General features: G+C 58.1%; 18 protein-coding genes and 1 pseudogene. 13 read left to right on the forward strand and 6 right to left on the reverse strand.

Annotation, left to right across the window (positions count from 1 at the left end):
* Window positions 1-16 precede the first annotated feature (16 nt).
* The 5 genes from ACR0FE_RS20490 to ACR0FE_RS20510 all read left to right on the forward strand — a co-directional run bounded on the left by ACR0FE_RS20490 (window position 17) and on the right by ACR0FE_RS20510 (window position 4,783).
* Window positions 17-1,144 (forward strand): FAD-binding protein, encoded by a 1,128-nt coding sequence (locus ACR0FE_RS20490; RefSeq protein ID WP_480914931.1) that lies wholly within the window; start codon window positions 17-19, stop codon window positions 1,142-1,144.
* Window positions 1,145-1,148: 4 nt separating this feature from the next.
* Entirely contained in the window at window positions 1,149-2,474 is a 1,326-nt protein-coding gene (gene glcF, locus ACR0FE_RS20495; RefSeq protein ID WP_480914933.1) for a glycolate oxidase subunit GlcF, read from the forward strand.
* A gap of 116 nt (window positions 2,475-2,590) precedes the next feature.
* The gene (locus tag ACR0FE_RS20500; protein WP_321250447.1) at window positions 2,591-3,376 is read left to right on the forward strand and encodes a trypsin-like serine peptidase; all 786 of its coding nucleotides are present in this window, start codon (window positions 2,591-2,593) and stop codon (window positions 3,374-3,376) included.
* Window positions 3,373-4,191: a trypsin-like serine peptidase gene (locus ACR0FE_RS20505; RefSeq protein WP_480914935.1), complete on the forward strand. Its 819-nt coding sequence runs from the start codon at window positions 3,373-3,375 to the stop codon at window positions 4,189-4,191. Before ACR0FE_RS20500 ends, ACR0FE_RS20505 begins: the two co-directional genes overlap by 4 nt.
* 124 nt (window positions 4,192-4,315) lie before the next feature.
* Window positions 4,316-4,783, forward strand: a complete 468-nt coding sequence (locus ACR0FE_RS20510) for an Hsp20 family protein (RefSeq protein WP_480490818.1) — start codon at window positions 4,316-4,318, stop codon at window positions 4,781-4,783.
* A 175-nt stretch (window positions 4,784-4,958) separates the two neighbouring features.
* Here ACR0FE_RS20510 and ACR0FE_RS20515 read toward each other — a convergent pair whose 3' ends face one another.
* Window positions 4,959-5,852 carry an AraC family transcriptional regulator gene (locus tag ACR0FE_RS20515; RefSeq protein ID WP_480914937.1) on the reverse strand — a complete coding sequence of 298 codons (894 nt, stop codon included), beginning with the start codon at window positions 5,850-5,852 and terminating at the stop codon, window positions 4,959-4,961.
* 168 nt (window positions 5,853-6,020) lie between these two features.
* Between ACR0FE_RS20515 and ACR0FE_RS20520 the strand changes: the two genes are divergently transcribed.
* Window positions 6,021-6,974, forward strand: a complete 954-nt coding sequence (locus tag ACR0FE_RS20520; RefSeq protein WP_170615559.1) for an SDR family oxidoreductase — start codon at window positions 6,021-6,023, stop codon at window positions 6,972-6,974.
* Window positions 6,975-7,111: 137 nt separating this feature from the next.
* On the opposite strand, the gene ACR0FE_RS20525 is transcribed toward ACR0FE_RS20520, so the two are convergent.
* Together ACR0FE_RS20525 and ACR0FE_RS20530 are read right to left on the reverse strand one after the other, a co-directional pair.
* Entirely contained in the window at window positions 7,112-7,318 is a 207-nt protein-coding gene (locus ACR0FE_RS20525; protein ID WP_170615557.1) for a hypothetical protein, read from the reverse strand.
* Window positions 7,319-7,336: 18 nt separating this feature from the next.
* Entirely contained in the window at window positions 7,337-8,812 is a 1,476-nt protein-coding gene (locus tag ACR0FE_RS20530) for an NAD-dependent succinate-semialdehyde dehydrogenase (protein ID WP_480914940.1), read from the reverse strand.
* A gap of 270 nt (window positions 8,813-9,082) precedes the next feature.
* On the opposite strand from ACR0FE_RS20530, the gene ACR0FE_RS20535 reads away from it, so the two are divergent.
* The 7 genes from ACR0FE_RS20535 (at window position 9,083) to ACR0FE_RS20565 (ending at window position 16,365) form a co-directional block, all read left to right on the forward strand.
* Entirely contained in the window at window positions 9,083-10,162 is a 1,080-nt protein-coding gene (locus ACR0FE_RS20535) for a hypothetical protein (RefSeq protein ID WP_480914941.1), read from the forward strand.
* 216 nt (window positions 10,163-10,378) lie between these two features.
* Window positions 10,379-11,497, forward strand: a complete 1,119-nt coding sequence (locus ACR0FE_RS20540; RefSeq protein ID WP_480914943.1) for a hypothetical protein — start codon at window positions 10,379-10,381, stop codon at window positions 11,495-11,497.
* A 57-nt stretch (window positions 11,498-11,554) separates the two neighbouring features.
* A complete protein-coding gene (locus ACR0FE_RS20545) occupies window positions 11,555-13,486 on the forward strand; it encodes an AAA family ATPase (protein WP_480914945.1) in 1,932 nt (643 codons plus the stop codon).
* Window positions 13,483-14,088: a hypothetical protein gene (locus ACR0FE_RS20550; RefSeq protein ID WP_480914947.1), complete on the forward strand. Its 606-nt coding sequence runs from the start codon at window positions 13,483-13,485 to the stop codon at window positions 14,086-14,088. The genes ACR0FE_RS20545 and ACR0FE_RS20550 overlap by 4 nt, the downstream gene beginning before the upstream one ends.
* A gap of 16 nt (window positions 14,089-14,104) precedes the next feature.
* Complete coding sequence (locus ACR0FE_RS20555; RefSeq protein ID WP_170615543.1) at window positions 14,105-15,442, forward strand: DUF6638 family protein; 1,338 nt, start codon at window positions 14,105-14,107, stop codon at window positions 15,440-15,442.
* Window positions 15,443-15,709, forward strand: a complete 267-nt coding sequence (locus ACR0FE_RS20560) for a hypothetical protein (RefSeq protein WP_170681905.1) — start codon at window positions 15,443-15,445, stop codon at window positions 15,707-15,709.
* An 11-nt stretch (window positions 15,710-15,720) separates the two neighbouring features.
* Window positions 15,721-16,365 carry a DUF1523 family protein gene (locus ACR0FE_RS20565; protein WP_170615539.1) on the forward strand — a complete coding sequence of 215 codons (645 nt, stop codon included), beginning with the start codon at window positions 15,721-15,723 and terminating at the stop codon, window positions 16,363-16,365.
* A gap of 30 nt (window positions 16,366-16,395) precedes the next feature.
* Here ACR0FE_RS20565 and ACR0FE_RS20570 read toward each other — a convergent pair whose 3' ends face one another.
* The 3 genes and pseudogenes from ACR0FE_RS20570 to ACR0FE_RS20580 all read right to left on the reverse strand — a co-directional run bounded on the left by ACR0FE_RS20570 (window position 16,396) and on the right by ACR0FE_RS20580 (window position 20,193).
* A complete protein-coding gene (locus ACR0FE_RS20570) occupies window positions 16,396-17,406 on the reverse strand; it encodes a flagellar basal body P-ring protein FlgI (RefSeq protein WP_480441697.1) in 1,011 nt (336 codons plus the stop codon).
* Window positions 17,403-19,430 (reverse strand): annotated as a pseudogene (gene flhA / locus ACR0FE_RS20575) (flagellar biosynthesis protein FlhA). The gene ACR0FE_RS20570 and the pseudogene flhA overlap by 4 nt, the downstream one beginning before the upstream one ends.
* Window positions 19,431-19,500: 70 nt before the next feature.
* Entirely contained in the window at window positions 19,501-20,193 is a 693-nt protein-coding gene (locus tag ACR0FE_RS20580) for a lytic transglycosylase domain-containing protein (protein ID WP_480914950.1), read from the reverse strand.
* Between the last annotated feature and the right edge of the window lie 21 nt (window positions 20,194-20,214).

The following is a 20,214-nucleotide window of genomic DNA, read 5'->3' on the forward strand; positions in this document are numbered from 1 at the left end:
GAACAGAAGAAGAGACATGAGACCTGAAACAGAGGCCGAATTGGCCGAAATGGTGGCCGGGCTGGCGCAGCCGGTGCGAATTGCCGGGGGAGGTACCCGAGGTGTGACCGGGCCGGATGCGGACCTGAGTGTGACAGGATTGCGCGGGATCACCCTCTATGAGCCGGGTGCGCTGACATTGGTCGCCCGGGCCGGAACTTCGGTAGCGGATATCAATGCCGCGCTTGATGCCGAAGGCCAGAGGCTTGCGTTCGAGCCGATGGATCATCGCGCGCTGATGGGCACAACAGGCGAGCCGACAATAGGGGGCGTGGTTGCCGCCAATGTCTCGGGGCCGCGCCGCGTGCAGGCGGGGGCGTGTCGGGATTTTCTTTTGGGCGTGCGCTATGTCGACGGTTTGGGGCAAGTGATCCGAAACGGTGGCCGGGTGATGAAAAACGTCACCGGATACGATCTGGTCAAGCTGTTGGCCGGGTCGTGGGGGACGCTTGGCGTGTTGACCGAGGTCTCGCTGAAAGTTTTGCCGCGCTCGGAAAGTTCGGCAACTCTGGTGTGGAGCGGGTGCGACTGGTCACAATCCCTGAAACTGTTCAGCGAGGCGCTGGCGTCCCCTTTCGAAGTCACGGGTGCCGCGCGACTGCCGGGCGGATCACAGATGAAACAAACAACGTCCGAGACGGTCATTCGTATTGAAGGGTTCAGCGATTCAGTTGCGTATCGGGTTGGCAAACTGGCAGAAATGTTCAACCATCAAAAGCCCGACCGAATAGTGACCGACGCTGCGGAAAACGAGGCGATCTGGAAGGCTGTTCGTGATGTCGAGCCCTTCGCAGACACTGCGGGAAATGTCTGGAAAACGTCCGTCAAACCGACAGACATGCTGCGCGTCGTAGACCAGCCGGGCTGCACTCATCTTCTGGATTGGGGCGGAGGGCTGATCTGGACGCTTGCGCCCGAAGGGTTCGATCTTCGGGCCGCGCTGGAGGGGGTTCCGGGACATTCCACGCTTGTTCGGGGCCGCGATGCTGAAATCGCACAGTTTGGTCGTTTTCAGCCCGAACCTGCAGGGGTGGCCGCGCTGACGCAGGGATTGCGACAGCGGTTTGACCCGAAGGGTTTATTCAATCCGGGCCTGATGGGGTAGGGTAATGCAGACAACCTTTTCCGAAGAACAGTTGCAGGATCCCGCGATCCGAAGGTCCAACGACATCCTGCGGAGTTGCGTGCATTGCGGTTTTTGCACTGCGACCTGCCCGACCTATCAGGTTCTGGGGGATGAACTGGACAGCCCGCGCGGGCGTATCTACCTGATCAAGGACATGTTGGAGAACAATCGCGTTCCGGACGAAAAGACCGTCAAACACATTGACCGTTGTCTGTCCTGTCTGGCTTGCATGACCACCTGCCCGTCGGGCGTGCATTACATGCATTTGGTCGATCACGCGCGCGAGTATATCGATACGAACTACAAGCGCCCCTTCATGGATCGTGCACTGCGCTGGATGCTGGCGCAGATCCTGCCTTACCCGATGCGGTTCAGGTGGGCTTTGATCGGGGCAAAGCTGGGGCGGCCATTTCGCTTTCTGATGCCTGATGCGCGTTTGCGTGCAATGCTGGATATGGCACCAAAACACATCCCGCCAGTTAGCCGAAACGATGATCCGCAGTGCTTTGAGCCCAAGGGCGAACGCAAAAAGCGCGTGGCGTTGATGACAGGTTGCGCACAAAAGGCGCTGAACACCGATATCAATGACGCCACAATCCGCCTGTTGACCAGATTGGGGTGCGAGGTCGTGGTCGCAGATGGCGCCGGTTGCTGTGGAGCGTTGACCCATCACATGGGCAAGACGCGCGAAAGTCACGCTTCTGCCGCGACCAACATCCGGGCCTGGACGCGCGAGATGGACAGCAAGGGACTGGATGCCATCGTCATCAATACATCGGGCTGCGGGACAACCGTGAAGGATTACGGTCACATGTTCCGCAACGACGCGCTGGCTGCGGATGCGGAATGTGTATCTGCAATTGCCATGGATGTCAGCGAGCTTCTGATGCAGCTGGAACTTCCCGAAAGTGAAGGCCGGGGCATGAGTGTGGCTTATCACGCGGCCTGTTCGCTGCAGCACGGGCAAAAGATCAAAACCTATCCCAAGGATTTGCTGAAGCGCGCAGGTTTCACCGTGTCCGAGCCGGCTGACAGTCATCTGTGCTGTGGCAGCGCCGGAACCTATAACCTGTTGCAGCCTGAAATTTCGGCCCAGCTCAGGCAACGCAAAGTGCGGACACTGGAAGCGAAAAAGCCCGATGTGATCGCCGCCGGAAATATTGGGTGCATGATGCAGATCGGGTCGGGAACAGGTACGCCCGTCGTGCACACGGTCGAGTTACTGGACTGGGCGACTGGCGGCCCAATGCCCAGGGCCTTGCAACAAAGCCGAACAGCCGACGGCGGTGACGTACCCATTCTGAAGTAATCGCGGTTGATGCAACGCTGCCTCAATTGCGATGGAAAAACCCCGACTGGGCCTGCGCCCTATTTTCGCCGCACCGTTTGCGTAACAAACTGTCTTTAGCAATACCGGAGACATGCGTGCGAAACTGGATCAGGGCCATAGCGTTTGCTGTGTTGCCAATGGCAGCCATGGCGCAGGACACGGGGCTGAAAAGCCTTGAGACTTCGGATTCCGGGCGCGAGTGGATGGCCGTCGGGCGGTTGGATATCGCCGGTACCGGTTTTTGCACCGGGACACTGATTGCACCCGGACTGGTTCTGACTGCAGCACATTGCCTTTTCGACAAATCGACGCGCCGTCGGATTGACCCCGCGTTGATCGAGTTTCTCGCTGGTTGGCGCCTGGGCCGCGCATCGGCGTACCGCGCTGCCCGGCAGGTCGTAATCCACCCAGAATACCGTTTTGACGGCGGAACCCCGTCAGAACGTGTCCGGCATGATATCGCGCTGATCGAGTTGTGGCAGCCGGTCCGGAACACAACGGTCATTCCTTTCGAAACTGGTGAACGCCCTGTGCAGGGCGAAGAAGTGGGTGTTGTGTCCTACGCACAGGACAGGGCCGAGGCGCCATCCCTGCAGGAGGTTTGTTCTGTCGTGACCGGGCAGGGGGGTGTTCTGGTGATGTCCTGCGACGTGGATTTTGGCGCTTCAGGCGCGCCGGTGTTTTCCTTTGCTGGTAATCGTCCCCGCATTGTCTCGGTCGTTGCGGCCAAGGCGATGATGGGCGGCAAGAGCGTCGCGATCGGTACGGCGGTTGAGGATGCGCTGCAATTGCTGCGTGCAGAACTGTCGGCGGGGCGCGGATACGGCTCTAAAACCGGTGATTCAGGCAAAAACATCGGGGCAAGGTTCGTAAGGCCATGATCAGGTTTCTGCTGTTCTTCCTGTTTTGCCAGTCCGTTCTGATCGGTGCAGCATCCGCCCAGACATCAAGCAAACGCACGCTGGTGGACCGCGATGATCTGTATGGATGGGAAGCGGTCGGACGATTGGATTTGGGGTCGCGGTCGTTTTGTACCGGAACGCTGATTGCGCAGGACCTGGTGCTGACGGCAGCGCATTGCGCCCTGGACAAGAAAACCGGCAAACCTTACCGGTCTGGCGAGGTGGTTTTCCGCGCCGGGCTGAGCAACGGCAAGGCGTTGGCCGAACGCAACGTGGTGCAGATCGCCGCCCATCCCGCCTATGGCGCGAATGAACCGCTTTCGCCTGAAGCGGTTCGCGCCGACGTCGCGCTCATGCGTCTGGAAAAGCCAATCCCTTACACGATTGCCGATCCCTTCGCCTTGCATGGCGGGCAAATTCTCAACAAGGAAATCACCATTGCCTCATACGGGTTGGGCCGGTCCGAGGCGATTACGCGCGAACGATCATGCCGAATTCTGGAACGACGTCTGGGTCTGATTACCTTTGATTGCGATATTACCTTTGGGTCATCCGGTTCGGCCATACTGGCGAAAAATGGCCCGCGCTGGCAGATCCTGTCCGTGGTGTCCGCCGTCGGAGTCTATGACGGAAAATGGGTCGGATTTGGTATGGAACTGGCCGGCGTCGTGTCCGAACTCAAGGCGATCATGCGGCGGGATGCGCCGCAACCCAAGGCCTCGATCCGCCGGTTGCAGGTGGGATCGGGCAAGTCCAGCTCTGGTGCGAAATTCATCGGTGCTGGCGGGTCTTGAACTCGGCGAAATCGCTACCCATGTGAATTGTGCCGGATCGCCACAACGGGGTTCGGGAAACATCACCGCCCGTCCGAACGGAGGGCAACAAATCGTGAATCGCTCAAACATGAGGATACGACACATGCGTACATTTGATTTTGCACCGCTGCACCGCGCCACCATCGGTTTCGACCAGATCGCCGACATGATGGACCGCGTTCTGACCAACGACGTGGCTCAGCCCAGCTACCCGCCCTATAACATCGAAAAAACCGATGCCGACACCTATCGGATTTCCGTCGCTGTCGCCGGTTTTTCGGAAGATGACCTGTCGGTCGAAGTGAAGGAAAACGCGCTGATCGTCGCCGGTAAGAAAGTCGCCGAAGACAAACAGCGCAGCTACCTGCACCGCGGCATCGCCACGCGCGCGTTCGAGCGCCGCTTTGCGCTGGCCGACCATGTCCGTGTCACCGGCGCCAGCCATGAAAACGGCATGCTGAACATCGACCTGAAACGCGAAGTGCCCGAGGCCCTGAAACCGCGCCGGATCGAGATTTCTTCGGCGAAAGCCATCGAGAAGGATGTGGTTGACGCCAAGGCCGTGAACTAACGCGCTTTAAGATCCTGCGACGGTCTCCTCCTCCCGGACCGTCGCAACACCCGCCCCGCGTTCCTCCAGACGCGGGGCGTTGTTTTTTTGTGGGGTCAGTGAGTGGCCGTAATGCGGACAAAGCTTCCGTTCGCAGCGGTGGCTCCAAGGTCCGCTCCGCTCACGCAAGTCAGCTTCATGCAACATCGACCGGAAGTTGATGTGCCTCTCCCCATTGCCTCGGCGATTGCCCATACGTGCGCTTGAACTCGCGACTGAACTGGGACGGGCTGACATAGCCAACGTCCATCGCGGCTTCGTTCACAGGCATCCCGCCCGCGATCTTCATGGCGGCGTTGTTGAGCCGCATCGACTTAACGAACTGGATTGGGGCCATCGTCGTAACCTGCTTGAATTTGCGATGGAAGACGGCCCGGCTCATACCCGCTCGGCTTGCCATATCGTCAATCGAGATCGGCGCATCCAAGTGTGACGACACGTGCGCAATGGAACGTGCGATGGCGTTGCCAGCACCGAATGCCTGCCGTGCGAATGTGCCAGCTTCTCCCTTCAGGATCGAATAGAGCACCTCACGCAATCGCGCCTCGCCGAGAACCGCTGTATCCGTCTCGCTGTCTCCGAGCCGCAGTAGCCGCAGCAGCGCATCAGTAAAACCATCGTCCCATCGCGCGAGCCTAATTCCGGGCTCCCGCAGTTCTTCTTTGACCGAAGGCAGAACGCCCCCGGCATTTTCCATCTCCATCGCCAGCTCGGCCATAACACGTTGTTCCAGTGAGATCATAACCCCGTAGAGAGGATTGTCATGCGAGGCCAATGGCGTACCGGCCTTGACCGGCATCGACATCGGACAGCAGAGATATTGACTGCTGTCGTATTCGTATCTTCGGCCATCCAGAACGGCTTCCTTCACCCCACTCACGATGGCCACGATGCAGGGCTCGTAAACGGCTGGAACACAGGGGATTGAAAGCGTGGCGCGAAACAGCCGTACACCCTTGATGCCCGTCTCAGTCAGGCCGTCCGTTTCGGTTCGGTCTGCAATGATTTGCTTGATCTGATCCTTGCTCATAAGAGGGATGTAATGGCTCCAGATCGATGCTAGCAACTATTTTGATGCAATTGGGCAAGTATTTGCGATAATTTTGCCTGTTTCCGCGTTCTTATGAGAGCTATCTGCATTTCCATGCTTCAACAAAGTTCGCTCGGCCCATGCGCCAACGCGGATAGGAGATAAAAAATGCCAGATACCACATTTGGACCCAAAGGCTGGATGCCTGAGCGCCTCGGCGACCTCTCCGGCAAGACCTACCTCATCACGGGTGCCAACGCCGGTGCCGGGTTCCAGGCCGCGCGGACGCTCCTAAAAAAGAACGCCAAGGTCGTGATGTTGAACCGTTCGGCTGAGAAGTCTCAGGCAGCTGTTGCGGACCTGAAGAGTGAGTTCGGCAGTGAAGCAGAAGTGATCTTCATACGAATGGACCTGGCTTCGCTCGCAAGCGTGCGTGAAGCTGCAGACGAGGTTCTAAATTCCGTTCCCCGGATTGATGCGCTCATCTGCAATGCTGCCATCGCGCAGGTGCCAACCCGCAAGCTGACAGAAGATGGGTTCGAGAGCCAGCTTGGCACCAACCATTACGGTCACTTCCTACTCTGTGGTCTTCTGTTCGAGCGGATCGAAGCCTCGAAGGGTCGGATCGTTGTAGTTGCCAGTCTTGGCTACAACATGGGATTGAAGACGATCAAATTCGACGACATGAACTGGGAAGAGAGTTACGGGCCTAATACCGCATACTCACAAAGCAAGCTCGCGCAAATGATGTTCGCCTATGAACTACAGGACAGGCTTGCAGCCGTAGGGCGAACCAAGGTCGAGGTCTATGTCTGCCATCCCGGCTCGTCGGCAACGTCACTGATCAGTACAAGTGGCAGCCGGACGATGCGGTTCATCTGGTGGCTTATGACCATGACGCCGATGGTTCAAACGGCCGAGCAAGGGTCGTATCCCGAAGTCATGTGCGCCACCGAAGAGAATTTGACCGAACAACGCGCGCTCTACGGACCAACAGGCCGCTTTGAAGCCGTTGGCCCGGTCGGCAAGGGTACATTGAACCCACATGCGTATGACAAACCGGTAATGACAAGGCTTTGGGAGGTGACTGAACAAGAAACAAGCTTCAAGTGGGAGATTTGATCCAACGGGCCCCGTGCGGCTGGTGATGCTTCACCCACCATCGGACATTCGTGCTCCGTGCAGCATTTAGTAGAATGGGCTCAAGGCTGACATTAAAAGAAAAGCCCCGCGCAAATTTCGCACGAAGCACATCTTACTCAGTGTTTGAAAGTTGGATCCTCGACCACCAACCCGATCGACCAGAACACCGTGTCGCCCGCGGGCAGGATGGCCTGTCCTTCGATCTTTTCCAGAAGCTTACCGTCGGTCGAGGCCAGGAAGGGCAGCAGGTCGCGTTGGAAATCAGCAACGCCTATTGAAAGAAGGTGACGCTTTGGGTGCGCTTTTGTGGCAAGCGCACCCAAACACCGGACCGGGCCTTATCAAACCGACAGGCAGACGTATTTCATCTCCAGATAGTCTTCCATACCGTGGTGGCTGCCTTCGCGGCCCAGGCCTGACTGTTTGACTCCGCCGAACGGGCCAAGCTCGGTCGAGATGATGCCGGTGTTCACGCCGACGATGCCATACTCCAGTGCCTCGGCCACTTTGTAGACGCGGCTCAGGTCATTGGCGTAGAAGTAGGAGGCCAGACCAAAGATCGTGTCGTTGGCCATGGCGATCACATCGTCCTCGTCCTCGAACTTGAACAGCGGCGCGAGCGGCCCGAATGTCTCGTCCTGCGCGACCATCATGTCCTGCGTCACACCGGTCACGATTGTCGGCTGGAAGAAGGTGCCACCCAGGTCATGCGGCAGACCGCCGGTCAGAACTGCACCGCCCTTGTCGGTGACATCCTTGATGTGTTCCTCAACCTTGGCGACAGCTTCGGCGTTGATCAGCGGACCGGTGGTGGTGCCGGAGGTCAAACCGTCGCCGACTTTCAACGCTTCGACCGCTGCTTTCAGCTTTGCTGCGAAGGCGTCGTAGACACCCGCCTGCACGTAAATCCGGTTGGCGCAGACACAGGTCTGGCCGTTATTGCGGAACTTGCACAGCATGGCACCTTCGACGGCTGCATCCAGATCGGCGTCGTCGAACACGATGAAAGGCGCGTTGCCGCCCAGCTCCATCGAGCACTTCATGACCTGATCGGCGGCTTGGCGCAGCAGGATGCGTCCCACCTCGGTCGAGCCGGTAAAGGTCAGCTTGCGCACACCCGGGTTTTCGCAGAACTCCTTGCCGATCTCGCTGGCACGCGAGGACGGCACGACGTTGAACACACCCGCCGGGATGCCGGCCTTTTCGGCCAGAAGGCCAAGAACCAGCGCGGATAGCGGTGTTTCGGCTGCAGGGCGGGCGACAAACGCGCAGCCAGCGGCCAGCGCGGGTCCTGCCTTGCGGGTAATCATCGCGTTGGGGAAGTTCCAAGGCGTGATCGAGGCTGCAACGCCGATCGGCTGTTTCAGAACCATGATCCGCTTGTCGCGCTGATGGCCGGGGATCGTCTCGCCGTAAACGCGCTTGGCCTCTTCGCCGAAGAACTCGATGAAGGATGCACCATAGGCGATCTCGCCAACGGCCTCGGCCAGTGGCTTGCCTTGCTCGGCGGTCAGGATTTTGCCCAGATCCTCGGCGTTTTCCATCATCAGGTCGTACCAGCGGCGCAGGATCACGGCGCGCTCCTTGCCGGTCAGCTTGGCCCACTCTTTCTGCGCGGCCTCTGCCTGTGCAATCGCACCAGCGACCTGAGCGCGGCTGAGATCCGCAACTTCTGCAACCACATCGCCGCGCGCGGGGTTGGTCACGGCAAAGGTGCCATTGTCACCGTCCACCCACTGGCCGCCAATATAGGCTTTGGTCACCAGCAGATCGGGGTTTTTCAGGATTGATTTAAGGTCGGTTGTTGCGTCCAGCATGAGTCAGTCTCCGGCAGGAAAAGATTTGCGCGCACCCAACCATGTGCCGCGGGTTTTGTCCATGGCCACTCCGGAGGACGGATCAATCCAGAATATGAACAACAGAACGTCAGCGTCGGCTGATAATACAGCTTTGGATTGTATCGTCGCGCCTATCTTTTTCTGATTGATTTTGCCAAAGTTCTGGTGATTTCGAGACCCATGGGGATGTAAATTGTCATAACATCCACTATCTCATTGGGTAGATAAGAAAAAACAAGGATAGGACAGATGTCGAACCAACAGTTCGAGGCATTGATTCAGGAAACTCAGACCAAAGTGCGTGAAAGTCAGTCACAGATCGAAGGGCTGACCTCGCGGATTGAGGCCGCGCGCGCCAAGATCGGCACTGCCGAGGCGGATATCGACATCGAGAACGCGACGCTTGAGGACGTGCATGCCCATACTGAGGTGATGAATGCGAATATCGCCGAGCTGATCATGGGCCTGGACGACGTGACCAACGCCTTTTCCAAGGATTTCGACGAGATGCGCTCGAAAACCGGGTGGGAGAGCTTTGTCGGCATCTTTGCCAAGGCCAAATCCGAGTCGATGCGGCAGGAGCGTATGCGCACCGCCAATATCGACGACAAGCTGCAGGACCTGATCGCCAAATCCGACGTGATCGTGAAGCTGCTGGAAGGGCAGTTGGCGGTGCTGGAAGAACAGCGCGTCAAGGTCGAGAACAACCTGACCGGTACATTGGATGACCGTGAGGCGACTGTTGCCGAACTGGAAGCCTTGCGCGCTGAAATTCAGGGCATGGACCCAACGATTATCACTTTGGAGAACAAAATCTCCGTCGAACAGGACGCCGCCGCACGCACCCAGCTGGAAACCGAACTGGCCGAGCTGAACAAGCAATACAACGCCAAGGTTCAGGAGGAGCAGGTCAAGCTGGCCAAGTCGCAGACGCTTGAGCGGTATATCGAAAAGGGCAAGACCTGGGTCGATTCCCTACAGAACCAGGCGGCGACGCAGATGGTACTGATAAACAAGCTGCAGACAGACACGCAACAGCGCGTGGTGCTGTATGACGCCCTGACCAAATCGCTGAAAACCGCGCAGCAGCAGGACGTGGCCCACCGCATCAATGAGATCGGCGTGCAAACGGACCAAGAGGCGCAAACCGCCATGGCCGCCATCGGCACCGCGACCAACCAGAAGATGGCCGACATGCTTGAGGCGCACGAGGACCACATGGTCTTTGCCCGCGACGTGCTGGAGAAAAAGGCCAAGGCAGATGAACGCTTTGCCCGCCGGTTCGCGTCGATTGTCGAGAAGCATGATAAGAATTTGTATGGCGGATGAAGTTATCTGAATTCAGGGTAATCGGTTTGCCCAGATCAGTTCCTGAGTGGGTTTTCCAAATGGTCATCGCGACGCTGATCGTACTGGCGATAATTTGGATGTGGCCCGAAACAACGGCTGAGTGGGTTGGAACTTATTCCGCCATATGTGTGGGTAGCCTCGTCAACTTGTATCTCTTAGTCAGAAAGAACAAAAAAACAGAAGAACGCTCAGAGGATGACTGACCCCACCCAAGACCATGTCGGCCTGACCGACACCTTCGCCTCGCGCCGTTATTTCCGCAAATTCGAGGTGATCACCGTTCACCTCCTGCGCGTGGCCGCGACGATGGAGGCGGAGGGCGCGATCTCGAAGCAAGAGGTGCGGATCGTGTCGCGTTACCTCTCGGGGTTGCTCTACACCTTCCGCGCGCTATCCATGAAGTACCTGCTGGTTGGGCGCGATACGGGGCGGTTCTTTGGCAGCCTCGCCATGGACAAGCGCGACAGCGGGTTTCCGGTGGCGGCCGAGCTGCTGACCATGGCCAATGACGCGCAGCAGGCGCAGGTGCATCTGGCGAATATGCCGTCCGAAGATGACCTGAAAACCGACATGGTGCGGACGATTATTGCCGACCGGGAAATCCCTACCAAGCTGCAATTCGCGTTGTCCCAAAGGCTCTATTACGAGGAATTGCTGAAAGGACAGCTTTTCTGGGCTCGCAACGATCCCGAATGCCACTGGATCGGGAATGAAGGCGAGCGGCGCAAATTTCTGATCCACTGGGCGGTCTATGACAGCCAGATCAACCTGCCGGTCATCTACCTGATGCAGTTGGAGGACAGTGGCAAAACCGCCTTGCCCAAGGACCAACGCCGCTGGCCCGAGGTGCAGGCGCATCTGATGGCGCAGTCCTTAGGCGGGTTGAAACTGGTGACCATTGCCAAGGGATTTGATCAGGACTTTGACGACCTGCATCCCAAACACCTGCGCCGCATCCATGTGGGGCCGATGTATTCCTCGGCCTATACCGAGCAATCAGGCCCCCTTCGGCAGGTGTTGGAGGACGCGCAGGCGCCCGAAGGTCATGACTGGGCACTGGCCTGGACCACGGAAGAGCTGGAAAGCGAAGAGGTCATCGAAGAACGCGCCGGGTGGTTTTCTACCGTCGAGCGCGAGGTTTTTGCGCTGGACCCGTTCGGCGGGCAGGGGGCCGAGACCGGGGCCACGCGTACCCAACGTTCCATCATCCTGCCCCAGCGCCCGTTTCAAGTGCTGGCCGAGCGCAACCCGCCAGGCTTTGCCGATGTGCGCAAGTTCGTCGTCAGTAAAGCCGGGCAGGTGTTGAGGTATTAGATTCTGTGCCTCCGGCGGGAATACTTTTGAAAAGATGAAGCAAGGGCGGTTTTTGAGATGAGTTTGACATCAGATCAGATGGAATTGCGTGAGGCGGATATTCGCAAGCATTATCCGGCGGCGACCGCTTTGCTGAACGGTTTCGAACACGCCCCGCGAATTGCCAAAGCGGTTGAAGCCACCGTTGAACGCTCTCCGGGTGTGTCCACCGGGCGGCGGTTTCGCTCTACGACACCGGGGCTGGTGACACGCCGCACTGCGCGCGCGGATGGGGTGCATCTGGTTGAGCGGATCGAAGCCTCGGATGAGGGCGATGCGCTGGTGTCACCACCGCAGGCCACCACCCAGCAGGCCATCCGGCGCGCCATCGCAATCGCTCTGGCCGTCGCTGAGGCTTACGCGGAACAGACGCCGCTGGCCGATCTAAAGCGTGCGAATTTGACCGGGGATTTGCCCGCTGCACGCAAGACCGAGTTCTCGGAACTGCTGACGGCGGAGGCTCTGATCACGTCGCACGTATTCGGCAATGCTTTGGCTTACCTCATGTCATCGCATCTGGGTGAGACCACGGTTGATATCGGCGAGATTGAGGAAGTTCTGACTGACAACGGCCAACTCGCTCTGCATGGCGCGTTGTGGGAACTGGACCAGACCTTTGCCAAACACGCTCCCGATGATGCGCATTTGATCGCCGCAACCAGCGCCTATGCCGAGCAACTGATGGAGAAGGCCGCCCTGCGCGCGCAATCGGCTGGCCATCTGGCCCCGTTCCAGAACGCTGCCTGGCATATCGAGTCTGACGACCTGACGATCCGGGGGTTTGAGCCAGCCTCGAAGGCCAAATCCACCACCCTGACCATGACCTTCAAGAAACCGAACGAAGTGGTCGGCAACCATATCGCCAAATATCAGGCGATGAAGCTGGCCAAGATGCTGATGGCCTATGACTTCGACCGCCGCCTGAACCCGTTTGCCGAGCTTGGCGGGTTCATCTTTACCTTCATGGGCGACGGCAAACCGGGCACCGGCAAGACCACTCTGATTCAGATGATGGCCGGGCTGATCAACGACTATTGCCAGAACGCGGGCTATCCGTTCCGCTATCAGAACCTGAGCACCGACAATATCGACAGCTATCAGGGCAAATCCGGCCAGAACGCCAAGGCGTTTATCAACACGATCATCGACCCCTCGGTCATCGGCTTTGGTACCATCGACGACATCGACCAGCTGGCGGGCAAACGCGGCGACCGGCAGTCGTCAGCCGGTCAACTGGAAATCACTGCCGTGCTGATGGAGAGCTTTGCGGGTGCCAACACCGTCGTGCGCGGCAACTGCACTTTTGGCATGTTTTCGAACTACCCCGAGAATGTGGACGACGCCCTGCGCCAGCGGGCGGGGGCGCGGTTCCTGGTGGACGGGCCGCAGACGCGCGAGGATTACATCGACATCCTGCACCTGCTGATGGGCCGCAACCACGACATCCCGCTGGGCGAGCACGACGCCTATGCCGCGCAGGAAATCAAGAAGGCCGTTGCCGCCAGCTTCGAAAGCCACGCCCGCCCGCATGAGGACGCGCTGCTACAGGTCTATGACCGGGTCTCTGCTCAGATCGGCCAGATGGACACCATCGCCAAGCTGGGCACCTACCTCAAGGCGATCCAGCAGGCGGATGAGCGCTTTACCGGTCGTGCGATCAAGAACATCACCGACGCGGTCAAGGTCCGCGCGATGGATTTCGAACTGCCTGACGAATGGATGGAGAACCCCGACCTGTTCCTGTTTCGCGATTACGACACCAAAAGGGCGATGATCGAGGACCTGCGCCAGCCGATTACGGTGGACATGGTGATCCAAGAGATCAACCGCTACGCCGACAGCGAATTCCGCTATGCCGACAAGAGCGACGAGGTCGCCATTGAGAACGCGGTGCGTGAGATGGGCAGGATGGAAGAGGCCAAGCGGCGGTATCTGGAGGGGAAGGGGTGACGCCAGGTCTTGCCGAGATAGTTTCAGCTATTGCCAATACCGTCACAGCTTTGGCGGCGATTTCTGCAGCGATAGCCGCTTGGATTGGGCTGAATACTTGGAAAAAACAAACTAAGTGGCAGCATGACTACGAACTCGCTATCGAATTGTATGGTCGATTTCGCGAAAGACGTGAAATCTACAATTATTTTAGATCACCTCATTCAGTTTTGCCCGAGATCCAGAACGCGGAACGCAAAAAACAGATCGACAACGTACGCGCGAACGGAAAACGAACAGAAGCTCTCATTCTGTATTGGCAGGTGTTGAAAGAAACAGAAAACAAACAAGCTCGACTGTTCGATGAGGCCGAGCTGCGTTGGGGCGTGGACCTAAGACAGTTAAGTGAACCAATTATTGAATTGGAACACGAGCTGATTTGCTCTCTAGATGATCTTCGCGAGGTAGAAATCGGTAGTTTCCGCCCAACAGAAGAAGTAAAAAAAGAACTCGATCAAGTATTGAAAAGTCGGAGAGATTCAGAGAATCGAAAAGAGCGCTACAACAGTTGTTTCAGGCAGCTAGAGGCGGTTCTGAAGCCAAAGATTGTTCAGGTAGGATAGAGGAGGGCACTAAACAATGATCCGCCTCATCGAACAAGGCCTGATGTTCGGCAACCTCGTCCACATCTCCAGCCCGGCCTTAGTCGAGCGGTATAACCGCGCGTTGCAGCATCTGGCGGGCAAAACCACAGAGCTGACGGATTTTCATGTCGATATCTCGGGCTATTCGCCGGAGGTGGGGATTGAGCTGGAGGATGAGCTCTACCTCAACCCCAACGGGGTCAACCGGCAGTTCATTCTGTTGACGACCGAGCAGAAACGCGCGCCGTTGCTGAACGTCAAATTCTCGACCTCGCGCGATATCCTGCGCGAATTCATCGAGATGAACGAGGCGCAGCTTTTCGCCCTGACTGCCACCGATGCGGTGGCCGGAGAGCTGGTGAACTCGGTCATCAAACTCACAACGCCGCGCGATCTGCTGAACCTGCGCAAGATCGAGATTGAGGCCGACACCGCGGGCGGCACTCTGCGCAAGGCACAGCAACTGGCGGGGATGGTCGAACGGTTCAAAACCGAAGAGGATGCCTGGTTCGATGATGTTCTGATCGCGAAGATGATCGAGACAGCCAAGGAGACGGGGGACGTCACGCGCAATCCCGTCCGCCTGCGCCACACCGCATTCGAGCAGCGCAACTTCTGGACGGCGCATTTCGGCGGGCTGTATCTGTTCCCGGATCTGGATCACCCGGCGGCGATTTGTATGGGGGACAGGCCGGATGGCCTGCCGATCAAGTACATCTTTGGTCCGTCGCAGCGGAACCAAATTGCAAAATTTCTCGACTACAACGATCTGGTCGAACCCATCGTCAAGGCGCGCGGCGTGGATGCCGCCGCGATCTTGCAGCAGAAGATGGATTTCCTGACCATCGATGCTGCTGCGGATGCCGATGTCGATCTGACCGGGCTGGACCGCAGGGACATGCGCCGTCTGGCGCGCAACCATTCGGACCGTCTGCCCGAGGCTTATCACGGTCTGGCGCAGTTGCTGCGCTGGGCGACGGACGGGGGGCCCTGGCCGCGTGTAACTTCGGATCATCCGGCCTATTTCTATACTTTGCGCGCCGCCGATACGCCGCACCGCGATCTGGTGAATATGCTGCTGGCCGAACTGGCCCCGCTGGATCCGCGCCAGATGTTCATTTGCCACAAAGAGCTGTTCTACCGCACTTATGCGACATGGCCGGAAACAAAAAAAGCCTATGTTGCCGAGTTCCTTGCGCGAGAGTATCAGGTGGACAAGGCAGGCGCCCGGGCCGCGCTGTTCGGGCATGAGCCGGACATGAGTGGCAGTGATCGGGTCAGCGATGATATCATCGCGCGCGTTGGTCCCTGGGGCGCAGTAGGGAGAAGTTAAATGTTGGTCGCACTCCGCTTTCTGATCCCGTTGCTGATCGTTCTGACCGTCTTGTATGTGGGCGTATCAATCTATTCCCGCCGGGTGCGACGCGGTAAACTGATCGCGCATTGGGAGAAAAAGGGCATGACAGGCGACAGGGACGCCTTTGTCCAGCGCGGGCTGAAAAAGTACGACGGATCGTTTCGCCGCAAACTTATCCTTGGGATCTATGTCGTGCCGCTGGGCCTGATCGCGATCCTGATTTATGTTTCGAATTTCATGTGAGGGTTTGACCAATGCGTTATGTCAAATGGGCCATCATCATCCTGTTCTGGGGCACGATCGCGGCGGTGTCGAACTACACCCTGCCGCAGCATGACGTGGTTCGAATCTCGGACACCTATGAAAAACGGATCGACCCCGGTGAGAACAGCATCTTCTGGTCGGTTCATGATGTCGGCAGCGACCCGACCACACCGAACCGTGATGTGTTCTTCATCCAGACCCGCAAGACCAACGGCAAGGTCATGGTCTATCGGAACGAGGATACAGGCTGGGGCTGGCCGCCCTATTTCAAGCTGAACTCCTCGAACCTGCAGGCAGAAGCGGCAGACCTGAAATCAACAACCGAGGCGCCGCGTTGGGTGGTGGTACGTCACTACGGCTGGCGCAGTGAATTCCTTTCGATCTTTCCGAACGCCGTTAAGATATGGCAGGTCGACAGCCCGGATGTGCGGATCATTCCATGGTTCAACATCATCTTCCTGACTGTTTTCTTCGCCCTTGTTTGGGCCATCTGGGTGCGCTGGCGCAGGTTCCGAGAAGCCCGCATCGACCCAATGATGGAGAATGTGGAAGACGGCCTGTATGCCGCAGGCGACGCGATCGAGGAACGCAGCAGCAGGTTTCGCAGGTGGCTGAACAGTTGGAAGTCAAAGTAGGGGCCGAATATGACTGGGCCGGCCTTGGTGTCACCGAACAATGAATTCAGCATGCAGCGCACCGGCGGCTTTGATCGTCTTCAATATGTCAATCATGTCCCTTGGAGAAACGCCCAAAGCGTTCAAACCGGCCACCACTTCTGACAAGGTTGTCGCTTCGGGTATTTCTGCCAGCCCGGTGCCTTCTTCTTCGTCAATACCTGCGACGGTTCTGGGAACGACCACCGTTTCGCCACGCGCGAACGGGTTGGGCTGGATTGCGATCGGAGCCTCTTCGACGGTGAGGGTCAGATTGCCCTGGGATACCGCCACCCTCGAGATACGCACCTCTTGACCCATCACGATGGTGCCCGAGCGTTGATCAACCACGACACGAGCCTTGGTTTCCGGCTCTACCAGGATGTTTTCGATGCGTCGAAGTGCATGTGCAGCTGATCGTGCGCCGGTGGCGGGAATGCTTAACTCCACCGTGCCGGAATCTCTCATGATGGCCACTGCCTTTCGGAATTCTGAATTGACTGCAGTTTCGATTCGTTCACCCGTTGTGAAATCCGGTTCTCGTAGGGCCAGGCGGATTTGACTGAGCGACGACAGTTCAAATTCGATTTCACGCTCAACCTTGGCGCCGGACGGAATGACGCCAGAAGTCGGAACTCCGCGCACAACGGATGCGGCCTCGCCCTCTGCCGCCCCGCCCAGAAGCTGGGATAGCGATGTCGCCTGAGCGGCAATTGATCCTGCTGTCTGAAGGGCAAGCACGAAAAGCCTCAAGCTTAAGCCAAGTGCCAGACCCGTCAGGATTTCGGTGCCGATCAGCCGCACTACGGGGAACAGTCCAGACATCGCCCCGGACGGGTCAATTGCGGAAGAAACCACGAGCGTAAATGCCACTGCTATCGCCAGTTTTACGCGGGCCGGAATGCTGCGCTCTCCGAAGGCAGGCAGAAGGGAAACCAAAGCGGAAACCCGCAGGAAAACGGCGAACAAGTGCTCAAGCTCGCTACTGATAAACGGCAGCAAGTCAGGGGGCAGGCCGATCACGCGGGCACCGTACCGACAAGTGCCGGCCTGGCTTCCAAGCCGATTTCTTCAAATGACAGAACCGGGTTCGAGATGCCGCGTGCGTGCAGGATCGTGCGCAGCAACCTGCGTCGACGGGTCGAAGTCACAACGGCCGCAAACACGCCCCGATCCGCGGTTTGCGCAACGCTTTGCACGACACCGTCTGCAAGCTTGTTGAACAGGTTGGGCGGAAGCGCGACGTCGAGACCTGCGCTTTGGGCGTCGATTTGGTAAGTGGCGAACGTGTCCTCCCACTCCGGTGCCAGTTGGATCAGTGGGATCGACCCATCTTCGCGCTTCATGTCGGCGACCAGCTGGAACCCGAGACGTTGGCGCACCAGTTCGCAAATCCCCTCGGGCAGAGTTGTGGTCAGCCGGGCCTCGGCCACGGTTTCCAGGATCAGGGCCATGTTTCGGATGGACACCCGTTCGTCCAGCAGCAGCCGCAGAACGGAATGTAATGTATCGATCGGGACCTTGTCCGGGATCAGTTCGTCCAGCAACTTGCGGTTGGCCTCGGCCCGGCCCGGATCGCTCAGCGGAGTCATTTCGGACAAAAGACGCCGCAGCGACTTGAGTGTCAGCAGTCGGGAGAAGTTCTGCTTGATGATTTCAAGCAGATGGGTCGCCAGGATTTCGGGGGGCGAGACGATCGTCGCGCCGCTCAGGGCCGCAGCCTCCTGATCTTTGGGCAGGATCCAACGGGCCGGTGCGCCGTAGACGGGTTCGGTCACATCATTTCCTTCCGGCAGAATGTCCGGCCCTTCCTGAACCAGCGCCAATACGAGATCGGGGTTCAGAACACCGCGCGCCTGTTCGACGCCCTGAACTTTGATAACGTAAGTGCCGGTTGGAAGATCGGCGTGATCGGTCAACCGAATTTCGGGCAGGATCAGACCAAAGCCAGAGGCGACATATGTCCGCATATTGGCGATCCGCGCGTCCAGACCGGTGCCTGGGTTTAGAACCATGCTGACCAGATCCGGTGCGAATTCCAGATGAACGTCGTCAAGTTCCAGGATGTCTCCGATGGCCTGTGGAGCCGGGGCATCGGTCTCGGGTGCCGGTGAGTGCGCTTTTGTCAGCTCGGATTTTTGTTTGCTGTAAACGCTTTAGGCTGAGTATCCCAAAACACCTGCGCCTAGAATGAAGGGCAGAAACGGCAGGCCTGGCACCAACGCAAACAGGGCCATCAGCAGCGAGACTGTGCCCAATGCAGCCGGGTGCCGCCCCAATTGCGAGAAGATGGCGCTGTCGGTTGCCCCCTGCGTGCCGCCCCGCGCCAGCAGCAGCGCGGACGCGATTGAGATAATGACCGCAGGGATTTGTGAGACCAGCCCATCACCAACCGTCAGGATCGAATAGGTTTCGAAGGCGGATGCAACCGGCATACCATGCACGATCACGCCCATGATCAAACCCATCACAAGATTCAGCAAGGTGATCAGCAACCCGGCAACGGCGTCGCCCTTGACGAATTTGGACGCACCGTCCAGCGAGCCGAAGAAAGTCGTTTCCTGCTGTTCTGTTTCGCGCCGTTCCTTGGCTTGCTGATGGTCGATGGCCCCTGCGGACATGTCGCTGTCAATTGCAAGTTGTTTGCCCGGCATCCCATCCAGCGCAAACCTGGCTCCGACCTCGGCCATGCGGGCGGCGCCCTTGGTGATCACCATGAAGTTAACGATCAGCAGAACGCCAAACACGACGAGACCCAGAAAGATGCTTCCGCCCATGACGAATTGGGCAAACCCCTCGATCACATCACCTGCGGCGTTGGTGCCCGAATGACCCTGACCGATGATCAGCTTGGTGGACGAAACATTCAGCGACAATCGTAGCATCAGGGATGCCAGCAGGATCGTTGGAAAAGATGAGAAATCCAGCGGGCGTTCGATGAACAGGGTCAAGGTGAAGATCAGAATAGCCAGCGCAAACGACGCTGCCAGCCCCACATCCAGAACCCAGGCGGGCACTGGCAGGATCATCATCACGATGACCGTCATCAAGGCCAGCGCCAGCAAGACGGTCGGCGAGAACACAGAGCGGGCATCGAACCTGAACACGATCACCCCCTTAGTTGAAGACGATAAAGGCGGTGGCACTATCCGCTACCGGAACCAGCGACCCCAGCATTACCCGTTTTGGCGCTTCAGATCGCGACGGAAGCAATGGAGCAGAGGAATGTGTGAAAGGATCGCGGGCAACTGCCGCATAGCTTGTCGGCTCGTCCTCGTTGAGGCGCGCCAACTCGGTCTGAAAACGCTCGGAATAGGTCTGGGCCAAAGCGGGAGTGCGAGAGTGATAAGCTCCGGCCGCTGCGGGCCACGATGCAAACTCTGCAACAAGGCCTTTCAGAAAACGGGCGGCATATCTGGCGTTCTGATCCGGGTCGAACATTTCGTCAATCGACCGGAATGCCTGCCCGTGCCAGCGATAGTTGATCTGGAAGCAGCCGATGTCGAAACTGCGTGCGCCCGCCTTGAAGATTTGGAAAACATGGGATTTTGCCTCGACCTCGGTGTCAAACCAAAGACCTTGCCCCTCGACATTGATCGCCCACGGCCATGGACGCAGGGTGCCAGCGACATTAAGACCGGATTCCACGCGCGCGATGGCCCGCAGGACATCCAGAGGAACCCCTTCCGACAAAGCGGCTTGCCTCATGGCCTGATCACACAGATCGGCGGTTCTTGCGTCGGGTCGTGCATGCAGCGAACGCCCGGCAAAAAGCAAAATCAGAAGGAAAAGGAGTATTCGATGGGGCATTCTGCCGGTCCGGGATCTTGA

It is taken from the genome of Ruegeria sp. K7 (assembly GCF_056531785.1).

What these genes read in the sequence shown, in the direction of transcription:
- ACR0FE_RS20490 (WP_480914931.1), top strand. Translation starts at nt 17, where the DNA reads ATGAGACCTGAAACAGAGGCCGAATTGGCCGAAATGGTGGCCGGGCTG.
- glcF (WP_480914933.1), top strand. Translation starts at nt 1,149, where the DNA reads ATGCAGACAACCTTTTCCGAAGAACAGTTGCAGGATCCCGCGATCCGA.
- ACR0FE_RS20505 (WP_480914935.1), top strand. Translation starts at nt 3,373, where the DNA reads ATGATCAGGTTTCTGCTGTTCTTCCTGTTTTGCCAGTCCGTTCTGATC.
- ACR0FE_RS20510 (WP_480490818.1), top strand. Translation starts at nt 4,316, where the DNA reads ATGCGTACATTTGATTTTGCACCGCTGCACCGCGCCACCATCGGTTTC.
- ACR0FE_RS20515 (WP_480914937.1), bottom strand. Translation starts at nt 5,852, where the DNA reads ATGAGCAAGGATCAGATCAAGCAAATCATTGCAGACCGAACCGAAACG.
- ACR0FE_RS20520 (WP_170615559.1), top strand. Translation starts at nt 6,021, where the DNA reads ATGCCAGATACCACATTTGGACCCAAAGGCTGGATGCCTGAGCGCCTC.
- ACR0FE_RS20530 (WP_480914940.1), bottom strand. Translation starts at nt 8,812, where the DNA reads ATGCTGGACGCAACAACCGACCTTAAATCAATCCTGAAAAACCCCGAT.
- ACR0FE_RS20535 (WP_480914941.1), top strand. Translation starts at nt 9,083, where the DNA reads ATGTCGAACCAACAGTTCGAGGCATTGATTCAGGAAACTCAGACCAAA.
- ACR0FE_RS20540 (WP_480914943.1), top strand. Translation starts at nt 10,379, where the DNA reads ATGACTGACCCCACCCAAGACCATGTCGGCCTGACCGACACCTTCGCC.
- ACR0FE_RS20545 (WP_480914945.1), top strand. Translation starts at nt 11,555, where the DNA reads ATGAGTTTGACATCAGATCAGATGGAATTGCGTGAGGCGGATATTCGC.
- ACR0FE_RS20555 (WP_170615543.1), top strand. Translation starts at nt 14,105, where the DNA reads ATGATCCGCCTCATCGAACAAGGCCTGATGTTCGGCAACCTCGTCCAC.
- ACR0FE_RS20560 (WP_170681905.1), top strand. Translation starts at nt 15,443, where the DNA reads ATGTTGGTCGCACTCCGCTTTCTGATCCCGTTGCTGATCGTTCTGACC.
- ACR0FE_RS20565 (WP_170615539.1), top strand. Translation starts at nt 15,721, where the DNA reads ATGCGTTATGTCAAATGGGCCATCATCATCCTGTTCTGGGGCACGATC.
- ACR0FE_RS20580 (WP_480914950.1), bottom strand. Translation starts at nt 20,193, where the DNA reads ATGCCCCATCGAATACTCCTTTTCCTTCTGATTTTGCTTTTTGCCGGG.